19 protein-coding genes are annotated in these 20,921 nt (G+C 49.8%); 4 read left to right on the top strand and 15 right to left on the bottom strand.

Features of this window, described 5'->3' with window-relative positions; all coding sequences use genetic code 11:
* Positions 1-12: 12 nt before the first annotated feature.
* From IEY24_RS01945 to IEY24_RS01915, 7 genes are all read right to left on the bottom strand, one after another.
* Entirely contained in the window at positions 13-3,450 is a 3,438-nt protein-coding gene (locus IEY24_RS01945) for a TonB-dependent receptor (protein WP_188928121.1), read from the bottom strand.
* Between the two features lie 166 nt (positions 3,451-3,616).
* Entirely contained in the window at positions 3,617-4,723 is a 1,107-nt protein-coding gene (locus tag IEY24_RS01940) for a FecR family protein (protein ID WP_188928119.1), read from the bottom strand.
* A 73-nt stretch (positions 4,724-4,796) separates the two neighbouring features.
* Positions 4,797-5,387 (bottom strand): RNA polymerase sigma factor, encoded by a 591-nt coding sequence (locus IEY24_RS01935; protein ID WP_229221213.1) that lies wholly within the window; start codon positions 5,385-5,387, stop codon positions 4,797-4,799.
* A 192-nt stretch (positions 5,388-5,579) separates the two neighbouring features.
* Positions 5,580-6,080 (bottom strand): hypothetical protein, encoded by a 501-nt coding sequence (locus IEY24_RS01930; RefSeq protein WP_188928117.1) that lies wholly within the window; start codon positions 6,078-6,080, stop codon positions 5,580-5,582.
* 265 nt (positions 6,081-6,345) lie between these two features.
* Positions 6,346-6,912 carry a 2'-5' RNA ligase family protein gene (locus IEY24_RS01925; RefSeq protein ID WP_188928115.1) on the bottom strand — a complete coding sequence of 189 codons (567 nt, stop codon included), beginning with the start codon at positions 6,910-6,912 and terminating at the stop codon, positions 6,346-6,348.
* 36 nt (positions 6,913-6,948) lie between these two features.
* Positions 6,949-7,146 carry a hypothetical protein gene (locus tag IEY24_RS01920; protein ID WP_188928114.1) on the bottom strand — a complete coding sequence of 66 codons (198 nt, stop codon included), beginning with the start codon at positions 7,144-7,146 and terminating at the stop codon, positions 6,949-6,951.
* 22 nt (positions 7,147-7,168) lie between these two features.
* Positions 7,169-7,795 (bottom strand): hypothetical protein, encoded by a 627-nt coding sequence (locus tag IEY24_RS01915; protein WP_188928113.1) that lies wholly within the window; start codon positions 7,793-7,795, stop codon positions 7,169-7,171.
* Between the two features lie 125 nt (positions 7,796-7,920).
* Here IEY24_RS01915 and IEY24_RS01910 point away from each other — a divergent pair, with 125 nt between their 5' ends.
* Positions 7,921-9,273, top strand: coding sequence for an alpha-L-fucosidase (locus IEY24_RS01910; RefSeq protein WP_188928112.1), 1,353 nt, complete (start codon positions 7,921-7,923; stop codon positions 9,271-9,273).
* A 232-nt stretch (positions 9,274-9,505) separates the two neighbouring features.
* Here IEY24_RS01910 and IEY24_RS01905 read toward each other — a convergent pair whose 3' ends face one another.
* Together IEY24_RS01905 and IEY24_RS01900 are read right to left on the bottom strand one after the other, a co-directional pair.
* Complete coding sequence (locus IEY24_RS01905; RefSeq protein WP_188928111.1) at positions 9,506-10,078, bottom strand: cupin domain-containing protein; 573 nt, start codon at positions 10,076-10,078, stop codon at positions 9,506-9,508.
* Positions 10,078-10,557 carry a hypothetical protein gene (locus IEY24_RS01900; protein WP_188928110.1) on the bottom strand — a complete coding sequence of 160 codons (480 nt, stop codon included), beginning with the start codon at positions 10,555-10,557 and terminating at the stop codon, positions 10,078-10,080. Before IEY24_RS01900 ends, IEY24_RS01905 begins: the two co-directional genes overlap by 1 nt.
* A gap of 70 nt (positions 10,558-10,627) precedes the next feature.
* On the opposite strand from IEY24_RS01900, the gene IEY24_RS01895 reads away from it, so the two are divergent.
* Positions 10,628-11,254, top strand: a complete 627-nt coding sequence (locus IEY24_RS01895; RefSeq protein ID WP_229221211.1) for a TetR/AcrR family transcriptional regulator — start codon at positions 10,628-10,630, stop codon at positions 11,252-11,254.
* A gap of 89 nt (positions 11,255-11,343) precedes the next feature.
* Here the strand turns inward: IEY24_RS01895 and purL are convergent, their stop codons facing one another.
* The 3 genes from purL to IEY24_RS01880 all read right to left on the bottom strand — a co-directional run bounded on the left by purL (position 11,344) and on the right by IEY24_RS01880 (position 15,989).
* Positions 11,344-15,009, bottom strand: a complete 3,666-nt coding sequence (gene purL, locus IEY24_RS01890; RefSeq protein WP_188928108.1) for a phosphoribosylformylglycinamidine synthase — start codon at positions 15,007-15,009, stop codon at positions 11,344-11,346.
* Positions 15,010-15,147: 138 nt separating this feature from the next.
* Positions 15,148-15,633, bottom strand: coding sequence for a DUF6644 family protein (locus IEY24_RS01885; protein WP_188928107.1), 486 nt, complete (start codon positions 15,631-15,633; stop codon positions 15,148-15,150).
* 2 nt (positions 15,634-15,635) lie between these two features.
* Positions 15,636-15,989: a DUF6152 family protein gene (locus IEY24_RS01880; protein WP_188928106.1), complete on the bottom strand. Its 354-nt coding sequence runs from the start codon at positions 15,987-15,989 to the stop codon at positions 15,636-15,638.
* 135 nt (positions 15,990-16,124) lie between these two features.
* Between IEY24_RS01880 and IEY24_RS01875 the strand changes: the two genes are divergently transcribed.
* Entirely contained in the window at positions 16,125-16,682 is a 558-nt protein-coding gene (locus tag IEY24_RS01875) for a DUF4468 domain-containing protein (RefSeq protein ID WP_229221209.1), read from the top strand.
* 9 nt (positions 16,683-16,691) lie between these two features.
* On the opposite strand, the gene IEY24_RS01870 is transcribed toward IEY24_RS01875, so the two are convergent.
* The 3 genes from IEY24_RS01870 to IEY24_RS01860 form a co-directional block, all read right to left on the bottom strand.
* A complete protein-coding gene (locus IEY24_RS01870; RefSeq protein ID WP_188928104.1) occupies positions 16,692-17,519 on the bottom strand; it encodes an SGNH/GDSL hydrolase family protein in 828 nt (275 codons plus the stop codon).
* Positions 17,520-18,150: 631 nt separating this feature from the next.
* Entirely contained in the window at positions 18,151-18,567 is a 417-nt protein-coding gene (locus IEY24_RS01865) for a hypothetical protein (RefSeq protein ID WP_188928103.1), read from the bottom strand.
* A gap of 380 nt (positions 18,568-18,947) precedes the next feature.
* A complete protein-coding gene (locus IEY24_RS01860) occupies positions 18,948-19,139 on the bottom strand; it encodes a hypothetical protein (RefSeq protein ID WP_012779727.1) in 192 nt (63 codons plus the stop codon).
* 144 nt (positions 19,140-19,283) lie between these two features.
* On the opposite strand from IEY24_RS01860, the gene IEY24_RS01855 reads away from it, so the two are divergent.
* Positions 19,284-20,915 carry an alpha-amylase family glycosyl hydrolase gene (locus IEY24_RS01855; RefSeq protein ID WP_188928100.1) on the top strand — a complete coding sequence of 544 codons (1,632 nt, stop codon included), beginning with the start codon at positions 19,284-19,286 and terminating at the stop codon, positions 20,913-20,915.
* The last annotated feature ends 6 nt before the right edge of the window (positions 20,916-20,921 follow it).

Raw genomic sequence — 20,921 nt, 5'->3', positions numbered from 1 at the left:
TCAGTCAGAATTTTAGAACGAGACATTAATACCCACCGAAGCCGTCGCGAAGAACGGATAGTCGTTCTCCACGCCGTCGCGCGTTTCAGGATCAAAATAGCCCTGGAATTTGCCCAGTCCGGAGAACGTCAAAATATCCTGTCCGGAGAAGAAGATCCTTGCGCGCGACACTTTAATGCGCTCGGTAATGCGCGATGGCACGGTATAGCCAAACTGGATGTTTTTCAGGCGTATGTAGCTCGCATCCAGCGTCCATTTATCCGAAGCGACATAGTTGTGCGTCGCGCCGGTGTAAGGTCTGGGGAACAACGCATCCGTGTTTTCGGGTGTCCAGTAATCGCTGTGAATGCCCATGGCTTGTTTCCAGGTAACAAGCAGCGGCGCGATAGACTCGGGCGTGGAGCGGTAGCTGCGTTTGCCCACTCCCTGGAAGAATGCCGTAAAGTCAAACCCTTTCCAGCTTGCCCCCAAATTCACCCCGAACAGGTAACGCGGCGCAGTGGTACCAAGCAAAACAAGGTCGCCATGGTCGGCCACAGTTCCCTTACCTACCGAAAGGCGCTTGTCACCGTTGAGGTCAACATATTTGACATCACCAGCCCCGGCACGGTTGTCCTGGAATGCCCACTGTTTCACCTCATCGGCATTGTTAAAATAACCATTAGTCTGGTAGCCCCAAACGGTATTCAAGGCATAACCCTCGATCAAACCATTGGTACCGGCCGACACCACGGTCCTGCCCGAGAAGTTAATCAGCTTGTTGTTGTTATCCGAGAAATTGATCGCCACTGAGTAATTGAAATCCTTGCCAATTTTATCCCTGAAACGGAGCTCGGTTTCCCAACCCCACGATTTCAATTCCCCATTATTCTTTCTGGGCGTTCCTACCCCGATCACACCAGGCAGTTGCTGCGGCGTAAGCATATTCCGGTTGTATTTCACATAATAATCCCCGCTGAATTGCAGCCGGTTTTGCAGCAAACCGATATCTATACCGCCATTGGTCGTTTCAATCGTTTCCCAGGAAAGGGCAGCAGAGGGTATCGAGCCCTGCGAAATATAGGAAGTCCGCGAATCGCCCAGCACCAGGTTATTGCCACGGCTAAGCTGACTCAGGTAATCATAGTAGCCGATGTTTGTGCCCAATGCTCCTCCTAACCGTCCCCACGAGCCGCGTAGTTTAAATTCGGAGAAGAACGGCAAGGGGCTCGCAAACCAGTCTTCCTGATGCACATTCCATCCTACCGATGCGGCCGGAAATACTTTCCTTCTCAAGCCCGGCGCGAGCTTCGAGCTCTCGTCCAGACGGATCGTCGCTTCCAGCAGGTATTTGTTTTTGTAGTTATAATTAAATCTTCCGAAAACAGACTGAAACGCATAAGTCGCGATAATCTGACGGTTGCTTTTGGTTTTATCGTCGCCCAGGTTTAGCGTAGGCAAATCGTTGCTTACCAGATTAGTAGCACCGGTAGATAATGTATCCGTCCGGAAGTCTTCCCACTGGTAACCTGCAAAAAGGCCAAAGTTATGGTCTTTGCCTACCGCAAAGTCGTAATTCACTAATGCTTGCAAGTTGGTATTCTTGGTTACATCGTTGGTCACTGTGTATCCGTTGATTTGATTCACATAACTTGCAACCTTGGATTTGCTCCAAAGCGGCACGGTGCGGTTGAACTGCTGCCGGTCACCGCGGCGGTATTGCGTTCCGGCAATGGCGCGGATTTGCAGGCCTTTGACAAAGTTGGCGGCTGTCAGTGTAAATACCCCGTCGAAGTAATTTCTGCGGTTCTCATTATAGCCACCCGATTCGAGGATCGCATAAGTATTGTTCGCCGTGTTATAGCGGCCCTCAGGTGTAAAAAACGGGTTTCTGGTCCGGAAACGGTAGACCTGGTAAATCAAACCACCGCCATTCACCTCTGCCGAAGCCGTTCTTGCCTTGTCATTGGTGTAGGCCAAGCGGCTGTCGAGCGTCAGGTGTTTTGTGAGCTGCGACCCAAGATTCATCCGCACATTATAGCGGTTATAATTGTCTGGCCCCACCTTAAAAACGCCTTGTTTGTTGTAGTACCCCCCTGAAATGAGAAAGTTGAGCTTCTCAGTCCCGCCCCGCGCGGTAATGTTGTGCGTGCTCATGGAGGTGTATTTGCGCAGAATTTGGTTAGCAATCGGATCCTGGTTGTAATACAAATAGGACGAAGTATCGGCGGGATTAATCGCGTAAGGTACCCTGTCACGTATACGTTGCATTTCTTCATCGCTATATTCCGGGCTGCTTCCCGAGTTGAGTCGCGCAAGGTTCGAGAACAAAGCTTCGTCCATCAGCGACATCCGATCGGGAACGTTCAGCGACCAGTCTATACCTTGTTGTCCCAGATAATCGAATGTAACTTTACCGGATTTTCCCTTTTTTGTTGTAATCAAAATTACACCGCCGGCAGCTTGCGCACCGTAAATCGCCGCCGCAGCAGCGTCTTTGAGCACGCTGATGCTCTCAACGTCGTTAGGGTTCATGGTTTGCATCGTGCTGATGGGCACACTGACGCCATCCAGCAACACAAGCGGGTTCACATTACCATTGGCCGAAGTAGCACCACGGATCTGAATATTGACGTTTTCCCGACCGGGCTGCCCTGTTTGGCGCGTAACCACCAAACCGGGAGTGACACCCTGCATACCCGTTGCGAGGTTGCTCGATGGCCGGTTCTCAATTACCTTCGAGTCTATTGTCGACACTGCTCCGGTTAGGTTCGCCTTTTTCTGCGTTCCATAACCTACCACCACCACTTCTTCCAACGCGCGGTCATCGGATAGCAATTGCACATCGATCGTGCTCTTCCCACCCACTGCGATTTCTTGTGATACATAACCCACGAAACTGAATATCATCACCGAACTACCATCCGCAACCGAGAGTTTATATTTACCCTCGGCATCCGTAGTGGTACCCGTTTGTGTGCCCTTCACGAGAATGCTCACGCCGGGCAGGCCGGTGCCGGTATTGTCCGTCACTGTCCCCGAAACGTTGATATCTGCATTGGCCTGGGTGGCCTCAGGGGCTGTTGCTTCTCCGATCTGCGCTTCGGAAGTATGCGGCTGTCTTTTGAGAACAATTTTATCTCCGGACACCTCATATTTCAGTCCCAATGGTTGCAGAATGCTTTCCAGCACTGCCGAAAGCGGTTTATTCTCCGCTTCAAAGCTGATCTTACGCTGCGATTTAATAATTTCCCGGCTGTACAGAAAACGGACATTAGCCGATTTTTCTAGTTTCGAAATGACTGACTCGATCCGCTCATTTTCGACCGAGATCGAGATTCGCTGGTTGAGCATTTCCTGTGCGGCACCGTTTTTGGCCCAGCTGAACTGCATGAACAGCAGCATGAGCAGCGTCTGGATGCCCAGCAAACTGCGCACGGATTGTTTGGAACCTGTTGCGTTCAATTTCATTGTAAAAGAATTTTCATGATTGGTTAAAGTTTAGAAAAGCAGCGCGTCGCCGGCACTGTATCTGCCCGGCACGCATTCAGATTCGGCTATGAGCCATTAATCGCAGATGTTTTTTGCATAAAACAAAAGTTAGGTGAGAATTTTATAGGCACCCGGCCAGCGGGCATTAGGGGCAACCGGCTCCCGAAACGGCGACCGTATCGCCTTTGAGCACAAATGAGGCCTCCGTAGCCAGGCATATCAGACGGACCTTTTCCAGAAACGGTTCGTCTTTCAGCGATGCGGTAACCGTGCAATGCCTCATCTTTTCGTCATCAAAAAGAATCTTTACCGCATAATGCGTTTCCAGTGTTTTAAAAGCCTCCGATAATGGCGTGAACTGAAAATAAAATGGCTCTGTCTCGATCGGAGTAGTTGTTTCAATGTGCGCCGGCCCGGTAACAGAGCTGATCAGCCTGTCATTTTTGCGGACCAGGCTTACGCGCTGATTGGGATAAAGCATAAGCGGTTCTGCGGTACGGTCGTCATCCGCGATCACGGCTACCTTGCCTGTTTTGACAGCTACTTCGGCCTCCGCCTGGCCCGGAAAAGATCTTACGCGAAAGCTCGTACCCAATACACGCGTCGTGAGCTTGTCGGTATGCACGAGAAATGGTTTCGCAGGATTCTTGACTACTTCAAAAAAGCCCTCGCCGTCAAGGAATACATTGCGTTCGGACTCATTCATTTCCTTTCCAAAACGAATGCTGCTTCCTTTACTGAGCAATACTGAGGAGCCGTCGGGCAGGTTCACCAGCATAATAGCCTGCGACTCGTTTTCATGGATAACCCACTTGCCATTCTCGCGCTTGCTAATGCCAGCAACACCCTTATCGCCAAGTGCGGCCTCACGCCCTGTCTTGCTCCACCAGAACCCCAAGCCGATCACCAACACCGCAGCCGCGGACCAACGCAGCCAGCGCCACAGTGGTAATGGCTCATCACGGCCGAGCTCGGAGCGGTCGGCCTCGTCGCAGTCGGTCGCCGCATTCAGCATTTCACGAACCTTCCCTGCACCATCGCTGAGGGCGCCTGTCTCAGCCTGCTCCTTTCCAAAGATTACCAGCAGCATCGCCACAGCCCTTTCATAGGCGGGACGTTTTTCGGGGTACTGCATTAAAAATTCTTCCCAAAAAGTCCTGTCTTGTGATAACCGATGCTTTATCCAATGACGGAAGCGGTCATTTTGCAGAAAGTCTTCGGGAGTATTCAAATCGTAGTCTGGCCTGTCCATTCTTCATTTTTCAAATGATTTCTATGATATTATGAATGACAAGAACCGATATACCCTCGGATGAAGAAAAAAATTAAAAGAAGCACAGGTTAAATACCGTTGTTACAAACCACTTTGCACGAATGCGGGTGATGCCCTTTTGAAGAAAATTAGAAACTGACTGCCTATTGACTCCCATCACACCGGAAATATCCGCCACGCTCATATTCTCGTAGTAGCGCAGGAACAGCGCCTCCCGCTCGCGCTTGGGCAAAGCCTCCATTTGTGCATGCATTTGCGCTACAAGGCTATTCAAAGTCTCCTGCTCGATCAGCAGCGATTCCGCATTGAAGTTTTCGGGCATAGCACTGTCCCAATCCTGCGACTCCTCGTTGGCGAATCGCTGTTGGTAACGCATATGCCCCAGAATGCTGTGCCGAATGGCTTTGAATAGGTAAAACTTAACCGACGGCGTTTGACTGATCCGCTCACGGTTCTGCCAGAGGTCCAGGAAGAGGTCTTGAATGCAATCTTCGACAATACTTTCGTCGACGAGAAACTTCATGCCATAACGCCGCAACGCACCATAATAACGGTCGGCGAGCAGGCCCAGCGCCTCATTGTCACCGTTGCGGTAATCCAGCCAAAGCTCGCTGTCGTCAATTATTCTCTCGAAGTTCCCCAAAACTTAAAAATACGCAGTTGTTTATTAACTGGCATAGACGAGTAATTCTCTGAACCACCCGACAATGTTCCCGGAAATTTTATCAAAATCAAGTCAGGAATGGTTATATATTAGTCAGTTTGAGGCGACCGGGTGCTGATTATTAACCAGATACATGACATTATCGCTACTGGGATGGTAGTATGTATTCACCTAATTTCCGGCATTCAATGTGTTATACCAACCCTCGTGGATTTCCACCGGCACTACTTTCCCGCTCACGGGATGTCCGACGTATACATAAAATGCCTTCGGGGTTTTAGTTGCGCCGCGGCTCCGCGGCAGCCTTATCTCTTTTTTGGATTGAACGGTCGCATATCCACGCAAATTCATGGAAGCCTTGGGAAAAATCCAGTTCTTCCGCACGAAAAACACAAGTGTCGGCGCTACGTTAGCCAGGAATGCGAACCCGAAAATACCGATCATACGCTGCTGGGAATAGGGCTCTTCAAAAATCCATTGGGTAAATATCCCACCATAGCGATCCATTAGCGCACCGGTTTGCTCCTTTCTCAAAAACAAGCCCAGCCAAGCTGTTATAAACACGGCGGCAAATGTGAAAAAGAGTATCCTGTCCCACCATTTTTTCGCTAGGGCAAGGCGGTGCGAAAGCGCATCGGCGTAGAATTCGTTGAGGGTGTAGTGTTGGAGCATTGTTTTTTAGGATTATTTGCGAATCACTGAAACAGAGGCAGATTGTACTTTTCGTATACTTACGCCATGAAGACTGGCCACCAACCCTGCGGCTTCAGCCCAGGGTTAGCCACTCACATCAGCATTCCGGCTTTAGCCAAAGATAAAAGGAGCAGCTTTGGCTAAAGCCGGCATTTGCATTGGCTTGGTCCACAGGCTGAAGCCTGTGATTAAGTATTTGGCGGTGCGCTGCACATTGGCAGAATGCGGAAATCAGTATTCCAGACTAGAACAAAGTAATCTGCCCGCCCGATGCATTCTGCCCCAGCAACGGAACAGTATCAATCACCTCATACTGCCGACGCTTCTCATTATACTTCCGGATCGCGAACGAGTTGCACAGAAACCCAGCCTCATATTCCATGAAAATGGTATAGCCCAATGCAATCCACTCCCGCGTAAGCCTGCGCCCGATGGACATGTGCGGGTTCTTCGACTCGTCGGCCCATTTCTGCATGTACTGCTTTTTGAACTTCTTGTCAAAAGCCTTCATGATCGCCTGCGTGCGCTCGCGAATGGCGTCGCATGATGCTTCTGTGAGTTTGATGTAGAATGCGGAGAAGTTGGCGCGGTCGAAATCGGCGAAGCCGGAGAAGTTGAGCTGAAACGCGGTTAATGGGGACACAAGGCGCGTGTATTCGGCGAGGATCAGTGGGTAATCCGCCTCTGCCGCATCGAAGCCGTCCAGCGAAATGTGGCCATCGGCATTAGCGCTGCCGTAGGATTTACCGATGGCGTTGCGGTAGTCTTGTTTAAAGCCGCGGACGTCTTCGGCAATTGTTGACGGGGGCATGATCGCCAGGGAGTATGAGCAAATGCCAGACATGACTTATTCTTTTAATTTTCTACGAATAAACACAGTTTTGTCCATTCGTTCGCCAGGCTTTAACATTTGATTCACTAGAAAGGTAACTGCCGCCAATCTTTCCTGTGGTGTTTTACTGAGCCAATATTCCAGGTCGTCGCTTGGCTGGCAATGCGTTTTCATGTCAACGACGCGTTTAACCATGGCAATTTTTCTTGTCATAAGCTTATGTATCAAGATTGATCTACAAAATCAGATGATCAAACTTCTTAAACTTCTTCCATTTACCGTTCGGTTGCTTTGCGTATACGATCGTGACCGAGCCAAAGTCCCCGTACCACGCGCCGTCGATTTGGTAATGGCCACCAAAATAGATTGCAACATCAATAAACGCATAGCGTCCATCAGAAGTAAAAATAGGTTCGGTGGTGGACACACAAAAGCCCTTTACATGTTTGATTGAGGCTATCGTGCGGTAGTTGGTCCCTTTTAAGACTATTTTCTTGGCTGTCGTAGGCTTCAAAGTTCGTTTTCGAAGCGATTTGCGCTCGGTACCACTAATGGCTTTCAACATTTGCGGATCACGAAAAAGGTATTCCGGATCATAGGATTCATGGCGACTTGTCTTCGTTTCTGTATCAATCTGGTCCTGCGTTTCGCCACCTACAAACCCATTCCAGAAAACGGTGTAATCCCATCTGTTCGTTGTATTTGAAATGAGGATGGTCTTCGGCTGTTTGTGCGACAGACTATTCATAATGTCAAAGTTAGTCGGATCGCTGAATGTGAGCCGGTAAATTTCACCGCTCTGCGCTGCCGCAACTGTCACGGTCGCAAAGATAAACAGCCATGTCAATTTGAAGATTTTCATGCATGATGAAGTGTTTTCGAAAACCCTAATATAACCAATGGGCCTGAAACTATTTTCAAAAACTCGCCCAAAACAGAGTATCGTAAGCGCCAAATCCAGTCTTTCCAAAAAGACCTTTTCAAACAATGCGCACCAGACTCTTATCACTCCTACTACTCCTCAGCCTCGCCACCGCCACCCACGCCCAGCAAACCGCCAACAAACCCGACCGCGTCAAATGGTTCCAGGACCTGGGTTTCGGGATGTTCATTCACTGGAATGTGGATGTGTCGCTCGGGACGGTGATCAGCCATTCGCTCGCCGGGGCTTCGGACGATTATGTGAACCGGTACATGAAGGAGCTGCCGACGTTCTTCAACCCCAAAAAGTTCGATCCCGACGAATGGGCCACGATGGCGCGGCTTGCCGGAATGAAATATGTCGTTTTCACAACCAAGCACCACGCCGGTTTCTGCATGTTCGATACCAAAACGACGACTTTCAATGTGATGAATACACCTTTCAAACGGGACGTGACGAAGGAGATCATCGACGCATTCCGCAAGCAGGGCATTGCCATCGGACTGTATTTTTCGCCGGAAGATTTCCTGTTTTTCCACCAGAACGGTATCCCGCTCGGCCGCTTGCAGGATAAGCGCCAGTTCCCGATGAACAATCCCAAACTGATGGAATACGACAAGGCGCAGATCAAGGAATTGCTTACCAATTACGGCAAAATCGACATTATGTTCTTCGACGGTCCCGGCGACGGCCTGCGCGAGTACGCGTGGAGCCTGCAGCCCGAGCTCGTGATCACGCGCGACGCCATGAACACGCCCGAACAGAACATCCCCGACAAAGCCTCACCGCGCCCGTGGGAAGCCTGCTACACGATGGGTACCGACTGGCAATACAAACCCACCAACGACCCGCACAAATCGGGCACCGAGATCATCAACATGCTCATCGAGATCCGCGCCAAGGGCGGCAATTTCCTCTTGAACGTCGGCCCGAAACCGAATGGCGAGATCCAGATCGAGCAGGAAGCCCTCCTCCGCGAAATCGCCCTCTGGAACTTCGCGAACGGAGAATCCATATACGCCGTCAAACCATTCCCCGTCATCCGCGACAAGGACATCTGGTTCACGCAGTCCAACGACGAAAGAACCATTTACGCCTTTATCGCCAAGAAGCGCGACGACGAATGGAAATACGGTCAACGCCGAGAATTCCTGTTCCCGATAATCGAAGGCACTGCCGCCACCAAAGTCGAGGTACTGGGTTACGGCAGCGAGCTGGTGGAGTACGTGAACAATTTTGATGCTTCGATACGGTCTGTCGCTACGCCTCTTGGGCTGGCTGTGAGCGCGGTGAACGGGCAGCGGTTTTATACCAACCGAACCTGGCCTAATGCGGTGGTTTTGAAGATTTCGAATGCGAAGTTTAAGGCACCGGAAGAGAAAAAGACTTCGAAATCGGGGATTGATGGGGCGCAATAGTGCGATCTCTAAATAGAGGAACATGAGTGATTACGAATGTGACCAGAGGCTTTACCAATCATCCATTGCTCCTATGCCCACTTCGTTCTCCGAGCTTTTGGAAGAAGACCAGCTCGAGGAAAGTGCGGAATAGGTCGCTTGGGCAGGTCGTGGTTTAGCTCACTTTGGGCCACCATGAAGCCGGTGCAGCAGCACCGGTATTCCAGAATGGATTATTGGGACCTTTACCAACTCATGGAGCTGGTTGTGCTTCCGGCGCATTTTGAAAAGGCTTATCCTTCCCGCGCATTTTACCCAAAAACAATATGACGGGGAAAACAACCTTTTTCACAAACGCAGGAATGCCCAGCATATCGAACTCGGTGTGGTATTTCTTTAACAGAAACGCGGAGTCGAATGCGCCGGGGCGACCATGGCCGTTTTCGCGCGACGAGCGGTAGATTTCTCCCAGGAAATACTCGATATTATGCGGCGGCCAGATTTCACCTTTGCAGTGAAGCACCGTATCACCCGCGTTCCAGAAACGGTGCGCGATGCCCGGCTCAAAAGTCGCAGATTCTCCTTTGTGCACGAAATAGGGTTGCTTGCCGAGGACTTCGATGCCCATCTTGCCTTCCAGAATATGAAGGCTCTCGTGCTGCTGGTGATGCACGTGCATGGGTGGGCCTGCGCCGGGACTTACCTGGTTTTCGACCTGGACGTACTCGACGCCGTCGCGTAGCTCCCGACCGAGAAAAGTCAGCCGCTCACCGTGGCCATTGTCGATCGTAACAGGATAGTTTTTTTCCATTGTGAGGGTTTCCATTATTTGTTTGTCTGTTTTGTCGTTAAACCATGCAATAACACCACCGCCAGCACGAGCAACCCGCTCAAACGGACGAGGCTCAGCTTTTCCCATGTTTGGGCACGTTCGGCAAGGTCGCCGTTCACCGCGGGCGAGTAAGCTGACGTGGTGATGGCCAGCAGTTCAGGGACGAAATAGACTGCGGTAAGCCCAAGTATCACCACGTAACCGCTGACAACGATCAACAATTGCCTGCGGCTCGGCTGTCGCCAATTCGCAACCAATGCGGCCGCGAGTAACAGAATAGCAACCGGGTGTACTGGTTTCCAAAAGTTAACTGCTTGGAGACCATACTCGCCCTGGAACATGGAAAGTGAACGCGGTGGTGCAGCGCTCCACACTGGTACCACGGCGGCATGTTCATAAGTAGCGGCGCCGATGATGGTAATGAAGGCGATCGACGCGAGAATTTGCAAGATGTTTGGAAATGATTTCGTCATGAGGTTGGAATGTTATATTTTTGGACAACGACCTAAAATTATAACAATTTAGGACATTGACCAAATCATCGTGAACGCAACCCAGGAAAAAATTATTAAACGGGCATTGGAGCTCTTCAATCTCAAAGGTATCGAGTATGTAGGCATGCGCGAGCTTGCCGCTGACCTCGGCATTCGCATCGGTAACCTCACCTACTACTTCCCTACCAAGGACGACCTTGTTTTCAATATCAGCCAGGCCTACACCGAGTCTAATTCAGCTATTCACAGCAACTTACCTGTGGATAGCCTGTATGACTTTCTTCAGAAGAACAAGTTGCTATTTGAAAATGGGCTGAAATACCAATGCCTTCTGCTGAGCATGGTGCATTTAATGGAACAAAACACGCGCATCGCAGCCAACTACCAGGGCAATGTGATGCAGAACAGAATATCGGGGCTGGTACACGATATCGAGCTTTTGGAAGAAAACAAATATCTGAAATTCAGCTCCGGGGATGATAAGTTGTTGATCATTTCCAGCAATAGTCTGCAAAGCCGGTTTTGGCTTTCCGAGGCCGTTCTAACCGAATCAAGACAACACCTTGCGCGGCAGCTAACACATTATCTGAGAATGAAGGCACATTTGTTTCGGCCTTATGCTACCAAGAAGGGGATTGGGGATATAGACCGGTTTGTGGGGGAATTGAATCCGTAGCAAAACAAAAAAGCCCGTCACGATTACCATCGAGACGGGCCTGATTATCAGAAGGAACTTGCCAATATCCTCCCCTTTCTTCCTAAAACCTATTTATTTCGCTCTTCAATCCATTTTCGCGCGTTCACGAATGCTTCCATCCATGGCGAAACTTCGTCCTTGCGTCCTTCCGGATAATTTGCCCAATGCCACTGAAAGAGCGACCGCTCGATATGGGGCATAGTCACCAAATGGCGGCCTGAGTTGTCGCAAAGGATGGCAGTATTATAATCCGACCCATTCGGATTAGCCGGGTAAGTCTCGTAGCCGTATTTGGAAACGATATTGTATTGATTCTCAGCTAAAGGCAATTGGAAGCGACCCTCCCCGTGTGACACCCACACGCCCAGAGTCGCTCCCGCAAGCGAGGAAAGCATAACCGAGTTATTGGGCTGGACAGTCATTGAAGTGAAAATACTCTCGTGCTTATGACTCGCATTGTGCAGCATTTTCGGTTTTTGTTCATGATCCGGGTTGATGAGGCCGAGCTCGATAAAGAGCTGACAACCGTTACAGATGCCGACAGACAGCGTGTCATCGCGTTTGAAGAAGTTTTCGAGCGCGATTTTAGCTTTTTCGTTGTACAAAAATGCACCGGCCCAGCCTTTGGCAGAGCCCAAAACGTCAGAATTAGAGAAACCTCCTACGGCTCCGATGAACTGGATATCTTCCAGGGTCTCGCGGCCGGAAATAAGATCGGTCATGTGGACGTCTTTTACATCGAAACCAGCGAGGTACATGGCGTTGGCAAGCTCACGTTCGGAGTTACTGCCCTTTTCGCGGAGTACTGCGGCTTTCGGGCGTGGTTTAAAAGCGTCGATCACTGGCTTCTTGCCGTCGAACTGCGCAGGGAATTTGTAGCGCAGCACATGGTGTTTGTAGTTGTCGAAACGCTCTTTCGCGAGGCCGTTGCCTGTTTGCTTTTGGTCTAACAAATAAGAAGTTTTGAACCAAACATCGCGCAGACGGTCGATATCAAAGTCCCATTTGCCTGTCGCGTCTTTCACTGTTAGCGTCGAAGCGAGATTCACGGTCCCGATCTTGTGGAATGCGACCCCGCTTTCCGCGAGCACGGCTTCGGCCGATTCGTCAGCCTGGAATACGATACCGATGTTTTCGGAGAACAATTTCTCTATAATATCCTGACCGCCGAGTACAGACAAATCAATGGATGCACCCAAATCACGATCCGCGAAGCACATTTCAAGCAATGTGGTGATCAAACCACCGCTGCCAATATCGTGACCCGCCTGGATTTTTCCGGCTTTGATCAATTGCTGGATCGCATTGAATGTCGCCTTGAACTGCGCGGCATCCTGGATATCCGGCGTTTCAGAACCGATTTTATTCAGGATTTGGGCAAACGATGAGCCACCAAGTTTGAAACGATCACCCGACAGGTTGATATAATAAATAGAACCGCCCGATTTGCGCAGTACCGGCTCCACAACAGCTGTAATGTCGTCGCAATGGCCACCCGCCGAAATGATGACGGTACCCGGCGCGATCACGTCGCCATCTTTGTATTTCTGCTTCATCGACAGGGAGTCTTTTCCCGTCGGGATGTTGATGCCAAGGCTGATGGCAAAATCGGAGCAAGCTTGCACGGCTTTGTACAAACGCGCGTCCTCTCCTTCATTCTTGCATGCCCACATCCAGTTAGCCGAAAGCGAAACCGTTGCCAGTCCGTCTTTCAAGGGCGCCCAAACGATGTTGGAAAGTGCTTCGGCTACCGCATTGCGGCTGCCGGCCGCCGGATCGATCAATGCCGAAAGCGGTGCATGACCGATGGAAGTTGCGATACCGTCCTTTCCCTGGAAGTCGAGCGCCATTACGCCGACGTTATTCAATGGCAATTGCAGCGGTCCGGCAGTTTGCTGCTTGGCCACGTGCCCGCCTACGCAGCGATCCACCTTGTTGGTCAACCAGTCTTTCGAGGCGACTGCTTCAAGTTGCAGCAACTGTTCCAGGTATTGATGCAGTTTCGAGGTCTCGTATTGAACGGGCTCATAAGTGCGATCCACTGTTTTGTCGTGCATATAAGTCTTAGGCGAGCTACCGAACATTTCGTCCATCGCAAGGTCCATCGGCTTAGCACCAGTGGTCGAGGATTCGAATGTGAAACGGTGGTCGCCGGTCACCTCTCCCACTGTATACATCGGCGCGCGTTCGCGATCGGCGATGCGTTGCAGGAAGTCGATATCATCTTGGCTGATTACCAGGCCCATTCGTTCCTGGGATTCGTTGCCAATGATCTCTTTGGCTGAAAGCGTAGGGTCTCCTACCGGCAGCTTATCGAGGTCTATCTTGCCGCCTGTTTCCTCCACTAGCTCAGACAAACAGTTCAAATGTCCGCCCGCACCGTGGTCGTGGATCGAAATAATTGTATTGTTTCCGCTTTCAACCATCCCACGCACTGCATTGGCAACACGTTTCTGCATTTCCGGGTTGGAGCGCTGGATCGCATTCAGCTCGATTCCCGAACCGAAAGCGCCGGTGTCGGCAGACGAAACAGCCGCACCGCCCATGCCGATCCGGTAGTTCTCCCCACCCATTACCACCACTTTGTCGCCTGTGACAGGGGTATGTTTTTTGGCCTGTTCGGCTTTTCCGTAGCCAATACCGCCTGCTTGCATGATCACTTTGTCATAACCCAGCGTGCGACCGCCTTCCTCGTGTTCGAATGTAAGCACCGAGCCAACGATCAACGGCTGGCCAAACTTGTTACCAAAATCCGTAGCGCCGTTAGATGCCTTAATAAGAATGTCCATGGGCGTCTGGTAAAGCCATTGGCGCTCCTCAACTCCTTTTTCCCACGCCCGGTTTTCTTCCAGTCGCGAGAGCGCTGTCATATATACTGCCGTACCCGCAAGCGGAATAGAACCTTGGCCGCCGGCAAGGCGGTCACGGATTTCGCCTCCCGAACCCGTTGCAGCACCATTAAAAGGCTCGACCGTGGTCGGGAAGTTATGGGTTTCCGCTTTTAGGGAAAGGACAGACTCAAAATCCTTTATTTCGTAATATTCCGGCACGTCCGGGCATTTAGGCGCAAATTGTTGTACTACCGGGCCTTTCAGAAATGCTACATTGTCTTTGTAAGCCGAGACAATCGAGTTCGGATTGGTTTCGGATGTTTTACGGATTAGCTTGAAAAGTGAAACAGGTTGCTCCTGGCCGTCGATCACAAATACCCCGTTGAAGATCTTGTGGCGGCAGTGCTCGGAATTGACCTGTGAGAAGCCGAATACTTCGGAGTCGGTCAGCTTGCGGCCAAGCTTTTCGGAGAGACCAATGAGATAGTCGACTTCCTCTTCATTCAACGCAAGGCCTTCCTGCTTGTTATAGGCAGCAATATCGTCGATTTCCTGAACTTTTTCAGGTTTGATATTGATGGTGTAAATATCCTGGCTCAATTGGCTGTATTTCTGCGAGAGCATCGGATCGAAGTCCTCAAAATCAGCGCCTACCTTCTTGAACTCCTCGATGCGAACAATGCCTTCCAAACCCATATTCTGGGTAATCTCGACGGCATTGGTGCTCCATGGTGTAATCATGGCAGCGCGGGGCCCAACGAAATAGTCTGTGAGAACGGTCTCCTTCCGGAGTTCTGCGCCACCGAAAAGCCAGCTTAATTTAGAGGAATCGGAGGCAGTGAGCGTTCGCTCGGTTTGTAGTGCAAAGACGGTGTCGTCCCCGCCAGTGAAGAAGTAAATCATGATGTCCAATTAAGGCGCAAAGGTACGTCTTTTTTACTTTTTAAACCAGGCAATGAATTACCTGGTTTAAAAAACGTCCGTGCCTCTGGGCTCTTCGAACGATAAGTGCCGGAGGCACAAATGAGCAAACCGCTCGGCTCAATAAGCCAGCAACCTCCCGCAAGTCACTACCGCAACCCAAACCACAATCGAAATACCTGCGCAGAGCCGTGCCATCCCCGGCATATCACCCGAAGCACCGCGGAATTTGAACGGCTCGTAAACAAACCGGTGAAATACGAATACATTCAGCCCGGCAAACAATATCAGCCCGACCTTCGTCCAGAAAACCGGATCGGCGCCGAGCGCCTGTGCATTGGTAATGAAGAGCAGCAGGCCGGAAGGAATAATGAGTATCAGCCCCCGCTGCGACCAGGGCAACAAATGCTTCGACAAGCCGGTAACAGGCAGGTTACGCGAAAAACCCAGCAGGCGCAGATCGAAAAGGAACGCTGCGCCTACGAGTAGCACAATGCCTAATATATGTACGATCTCCAAGGCCGGGTATAACCACAGCGATTGCCTGATGCTTACAGCCCATGCGGATTTTTCCAGCCATTCGAGCCATTGATGATACGACTGCACGCCTAGCGGAGTTCGTATTTATCATTTCCCACAAAAATGCGTTCAGCGCGCATTTCGTTTTTTTCGGTTTTGTGCGGGTAGGCGACAAAACGGATCGTCGTGCCTTTTTTGATCATATCCGCATTCAATCCGCGTGATTCCATTCGGGTAACGGGTGCGAGGTACACAGTGGTGAGCTCCTTGTTGTACTTCACTTTGGCCAATACGTGCGGGTTCTCATAGGTAAGATCTTCGATTTTGGCTTTAAAATCGGTTGGTTTGGTCTGGTCGTAGTCGGCCCAGCCGTGGTGCAGGACGGTGAACGAAGCGCAGATGAGAAGCGCAATTGCAAGCGAAACATTTTTGAGCTTAGCCATAACCTGTTGAATTTAGTATAGTTAAATGTAACCAAATCATTCGTTTTAAAAAACCGGACCAAATAGAAAGCAACTGAAAGCACGACCAAAATGTTTTCCGCTATATTTGCCCGGTCACCAACTCAATACTTCATCTTGAAACATCTGCTCCTTTTCGCGCTGCTCGCTGCAACTACCCACACTTTCGCACAGGACGGCCGGTTGCCACTCGATTCCAAAAATAGCATTAACTACACCGATTCCGGCCAGCCCAAACTCGGCAAAGCCGAATTGCATCAAAAAGTCAGGGAATGGGTCGAAAAAAAGTTTGGGAACGCAGAGAATGCGATCACCAGCGACGACAAACAGGCAGGCATCATACTTATCACCAGCTACATACCGGTTATTCATTCAGATTACCAATATGTTCGTTTCGATTTGGGCGTTCAATATAAAGACAACCAATATGACGCACGCATCACCACGCTCGACGGCGTCTCTGCCGAGCATAGCCCAGTGCGCCTGAATGCAAAGGAAAACGATAATATTACAGCCAAAGAGCAAATCGCTAAAACTGAAAATAATCGTAAAAAACGCAAGGACGCCGAACTAGCTCTTCAATTAGCAAAAGCCGACAATGACGGCATCAACACATCATTGTATAACCTGTTGGCCGATCTTAAGACATACATCGTCGGCTCAAAGGCAGACTAGAACCGGGTATTATTTCAACCCTTTCCATTTCTTCATCAGCATTTGCGCGATCACCTCGTAGCCCTTGTCGGAGGGGTGCAGGCCGTCGTAAGTCATGTCGCTAGCTTCTACGGGATATGGGTATTCGTCAGATTCGGGATTAAAGGGAACATCCACGTAACTGGGGTAAACGAAGTCCTTATAGAGGCCAGTCTGGGGGTCTTTTAGTCTTTTAAAACGTACCATATTGTCCAGGTTGATACCACTATCATGGTATAGATCCACAACCGGCATCCTCCCTTCTCGTCCGATCTCGAGTATTGCGTTGGCAAATTGTTCCAGCGTCTGCTCTTTTTTGGACTTATAAGAGCCAAATGCGTTGTTTTTATAGCTATTGATATACACGAAATCCCCACGTTGCATCGGCGTAATGAGTATAATTTTCGCCTTTTTGTTGAGCTGGCTCAGTTTATCGGTAATAACCCTGAACGCGCCGTAGACCGTACCATTGCCATTTGCTTCCTTATAGTCGGTGAGTGTGCCGAGCGGCTTTCCCTGCCACCAGTCGTTGGTACCGAGGAAAACTGTGTACACATCGGCCTGCACAAGCCCGAGCGATTCGATCTTGTCGGCGATATTTACTGAGGTCCAGCCGTTATGCCCCTGGTTGATATAGGTAATCTGCGGAAATTTCTCAGAGATCAGGGTAAGATACCCTTTCGTGACCCGATTCCCGGTTTCGTTTTGATGATCGTTCAGGTAGGTAATCGAATCACCGATGGCGACCCAGATAATTTTTCGCGGTTTTGATGCCGCAACAATAAATAAAAGCAGCAGAAGTAGCAGAGATCTTTTCATCAACTCCAAATATTAGAATTTTCTGAAAGTTAACTGAACCATCGTTCCATTGCAAATCAAACCCTTCTCAATCCTAACGAGGGAGACCAGAGATCTGTGGCATGATTACAAAAATGGAGTCAAATTTAATTCATATGCAGTGAATTTATTCTACATAAATACTACACTATTCGACAACCCTTTTTAGCCGGCCAAAAGCCAACCGCTACTATTAAATGGTTACAATAGACCCATAATAGGCATATTATTGACAAATCAAATTGTAGAAATCTATGTCTTGTTTCGGATTTGACCCTGACTAATAAGTTAGGCTTTACCGGCCAATGCAATGAACAAGCATCGATTATAGAATTTGTTTTCTATTTAATGTCGCACTAATATTACAACATCTTGCAAGGTGTGGGACAGCCGAAAACCACTTGAAACGAGTAGGCAACAAAACACAAACCTCATCAATATCATGGTAGGAATTGGACTTTCTCTTACTCAGCTTCTTTTATGGCTTGATTCTGTACTTCCTAATGTTTCTGTTATCCTTACCTGGTAATAGCCAAAGACATTAAAAACGAGGCCGTACTCTTGTGAGACGGCCTCGTTGCTTTTTATACGGCACAGCGGGTTACTTTTCGGTTCAGGCGAAAAAGCTAGGACGTTGCAAATATTCCGGATGCCAGCTTGCGTCGCGGCGACGCAGTGCACGTGCGACAGTCAGGATAGCGTCTTCACGGTTACGCTGGTGCTCGTCGGAGCCCTGGCCGCCGAGATATTCTCCCACGATCTCCCATTCAAACGAATCGGTGCGGGAATCGTAAATACCCACAGGCACGCGGTTCTCATCAGTGAGCATCAAACTCTGAACCAGTTGCGCCTCTTCTTGCGTCGGACAACCCACATGCTGGTATTGATCGTTCAAAGTATATAGGACCGAATACCGGTTTGCTGAATATTCCTCCTCTTTCACTTCTGTGCGGTCGTTGAAAAACTGACCCAGAAATGCCCGGAAACCTACCGGTGCATGAGTACTTCTACGCTTATTTACTTGTTTCATGGTATTGAATTTTACTAAATGCCCATCGGGCGATATTTTCAGGAGGTTTTTAGTGAATCTGATAATGGCTCATAAAACAACGGTAAAATACTAAATTATATTTATCAGTCACAATGCATTTTTTAAAACAACTTCTCCACTACATCTATTAACTATTATTGTATATCAATAGTTTACAAAACTACTAATTCTTCCCTGATTTGCTCAAAATTCTTCATATACCCGTTTCTATTTATTAAAATAATACAATTTTTAAGCAACCTTAACCTCCCAGGAAATTACTACCGCATAAAAAAATCGCCGACAGGGATGCTTCCCCATCAGCGATCACTTGCCGTTTGGTACTGGGTCAATGCTGCATGCCTGATGCAGCCTGCGGCCTACGCCACCTGCATATATGCTTCCTCAATGAGCCTCTTAATGTCTTCCTCGCATTCTTTCACGCGAATGGAAATACTGGTGCCGAGAAAAATTGTGCACCCATGGCTATACCCCATGTAGTATAGAATTTTCTCAACGCTTACATTCAGGCTTTCGTCGAATTCTCCGGTAACTTTTATGAAAGGCATCATGGTCTGAGTAATTTTTTGATTTACTGAATATAGTCAATTTGCTTTGATTATACATGTTTTTTATCAAATAATTCATATAAAACTTTTGATCTGGGCGTGGTGTGATTTTTTAAGGGCGCACTGCATCAGCAAACCGAACTTCCGATGGAAACCATCACAGACAACAATCCGGCAGACATCGATCACCTCTGGTGGCAAACCTGCGTAATCTACCAGATTTACCCCCGCTCGTTTCAGGATGCGAACGGCGATGGCATCGGCGACCTCAAAGGCATCGTCCAACGGCTCGACTACCTGCAATGGCTGGGGGTGGATTGCGTATGGCTGTCGCCCATCTACCCCTCGCCAATGGCCGATTTCGGATATGACATCTCCGACTACCAGGGCGTTCACCCGCTGTTTGGCACGATGGAAGATTTCGACGAGTTATTGGAGCAGGTCCACCGCCGGGGCATGAAACTGATCCTGGATCTTGTCCCGAATCACACGTCCGACCAACACCCGTGGTTTCTCGAATCACGCTCGTCGAGGGACAGCCCCAAGCGCGACTGGTACATCTGGCAAGAACCTGGCGAGAATGGCGCATTGCCCAATAACTGGCTCAGCGTTTTCGGCGGCCACGCCTGGGAATTGGACCCAGCGACCCGACAATACTATTATCACGCCTTCCTGAAACAGCAGCCCGACCTCAACTGGCGCAATCCCGAGGTTCACGAGGCGATGACGGACGTCATGCACTTTTGGCTCCGGAAGGGCGTCGACGGTTTTCGCGTAGATGTAATGTGGCACATAATCAAGGATGCGCAGCTACGCAACAATCCGGTGGTAGCCAATTCTCCATTTGATGAAAACGACTTGATCTACGAATACCACGATCCGGCATATTCCACCGACCAGCCGGAAGTCCATGAGATCGTGCGGATGATGCGGCGGACAACAAACCAGTACGACGACCGTGTACTGATCGGAGAGATATACCTACCCATTCACAAGCTGATCACTTACTACGGCGCCGACAAATCGGAGGCACACCTTCCATTCAATTTCCAGCTGCTTGCATTACCCTGGGATTCGGAACAAATTGCCCGGGCCGTCGAGGAATACGAAGGTGCATTACCGATGGACGGCTGGCCCAACTGGGTGCTCGGCAACCATGATCGGCCGCGCATAGCCAGCCGCGTGGGTCGCTCCCAGGCGCGTGTGGCCGCAATGCTCCTGCTCACGCTGCGCGGGACGCCTACCTTATATTATGGTGATGAGATCGGTATGCGCGATGTGCCGATCCCGCAAGACGAGCTCGTGGATCCACAGGGCCTCTATATGCCAGACCGTAACGTAAGCCGCGACCCTGCACGTACGCCTATGCAATGGAACACGGATGAGTTTGCAGGGTTTTCGGGGAGTAAGCCCTGGCTGCGCCTTCCTCGTAGCTTCCGCCGGGTAAATGTAGAATTACAAAAAGAGGATCCGGACTCGATGCTGTCCTTCTACCACAGCCTTATTACGCTTCGCAAAAGGCAACCTGCTTTTCAAACAGGCAAATACACCCCAGTCTATTCGGATAAACAGCTGCTCGCCTTTATTCGCGAAAACGACACCGACCGTTTCCTGGTGGTGCTCAACCTCAGCCATAGGCCCTGCTATTTACTGCCTAAAAATGAAACTTTTGATGGAGAAATCATCATCAGCACCGAGGCGGAGCGGATCGGGTTACGCACTGAAAACAATCTGCTTTTGAGTGGAGATGAGGGATTGATCGTAAAATTGGAACGTTGAGTGCGG

This window comes from Dyadobacter endophyticus (assembly GCF_014641595.1).
Taxonomy (GTDB): Bacteria; Bacteroidota; Bacteroidia; order Cytophagales; family Spirosomataceae; genus Dyadobacter; species Dyadobacter endophyticus.
The sequence above is the reverse complement of the archived record's forward strand: the minus strand, read 5'-3'. Positions and strand labels throughout refer to the sequence as shown.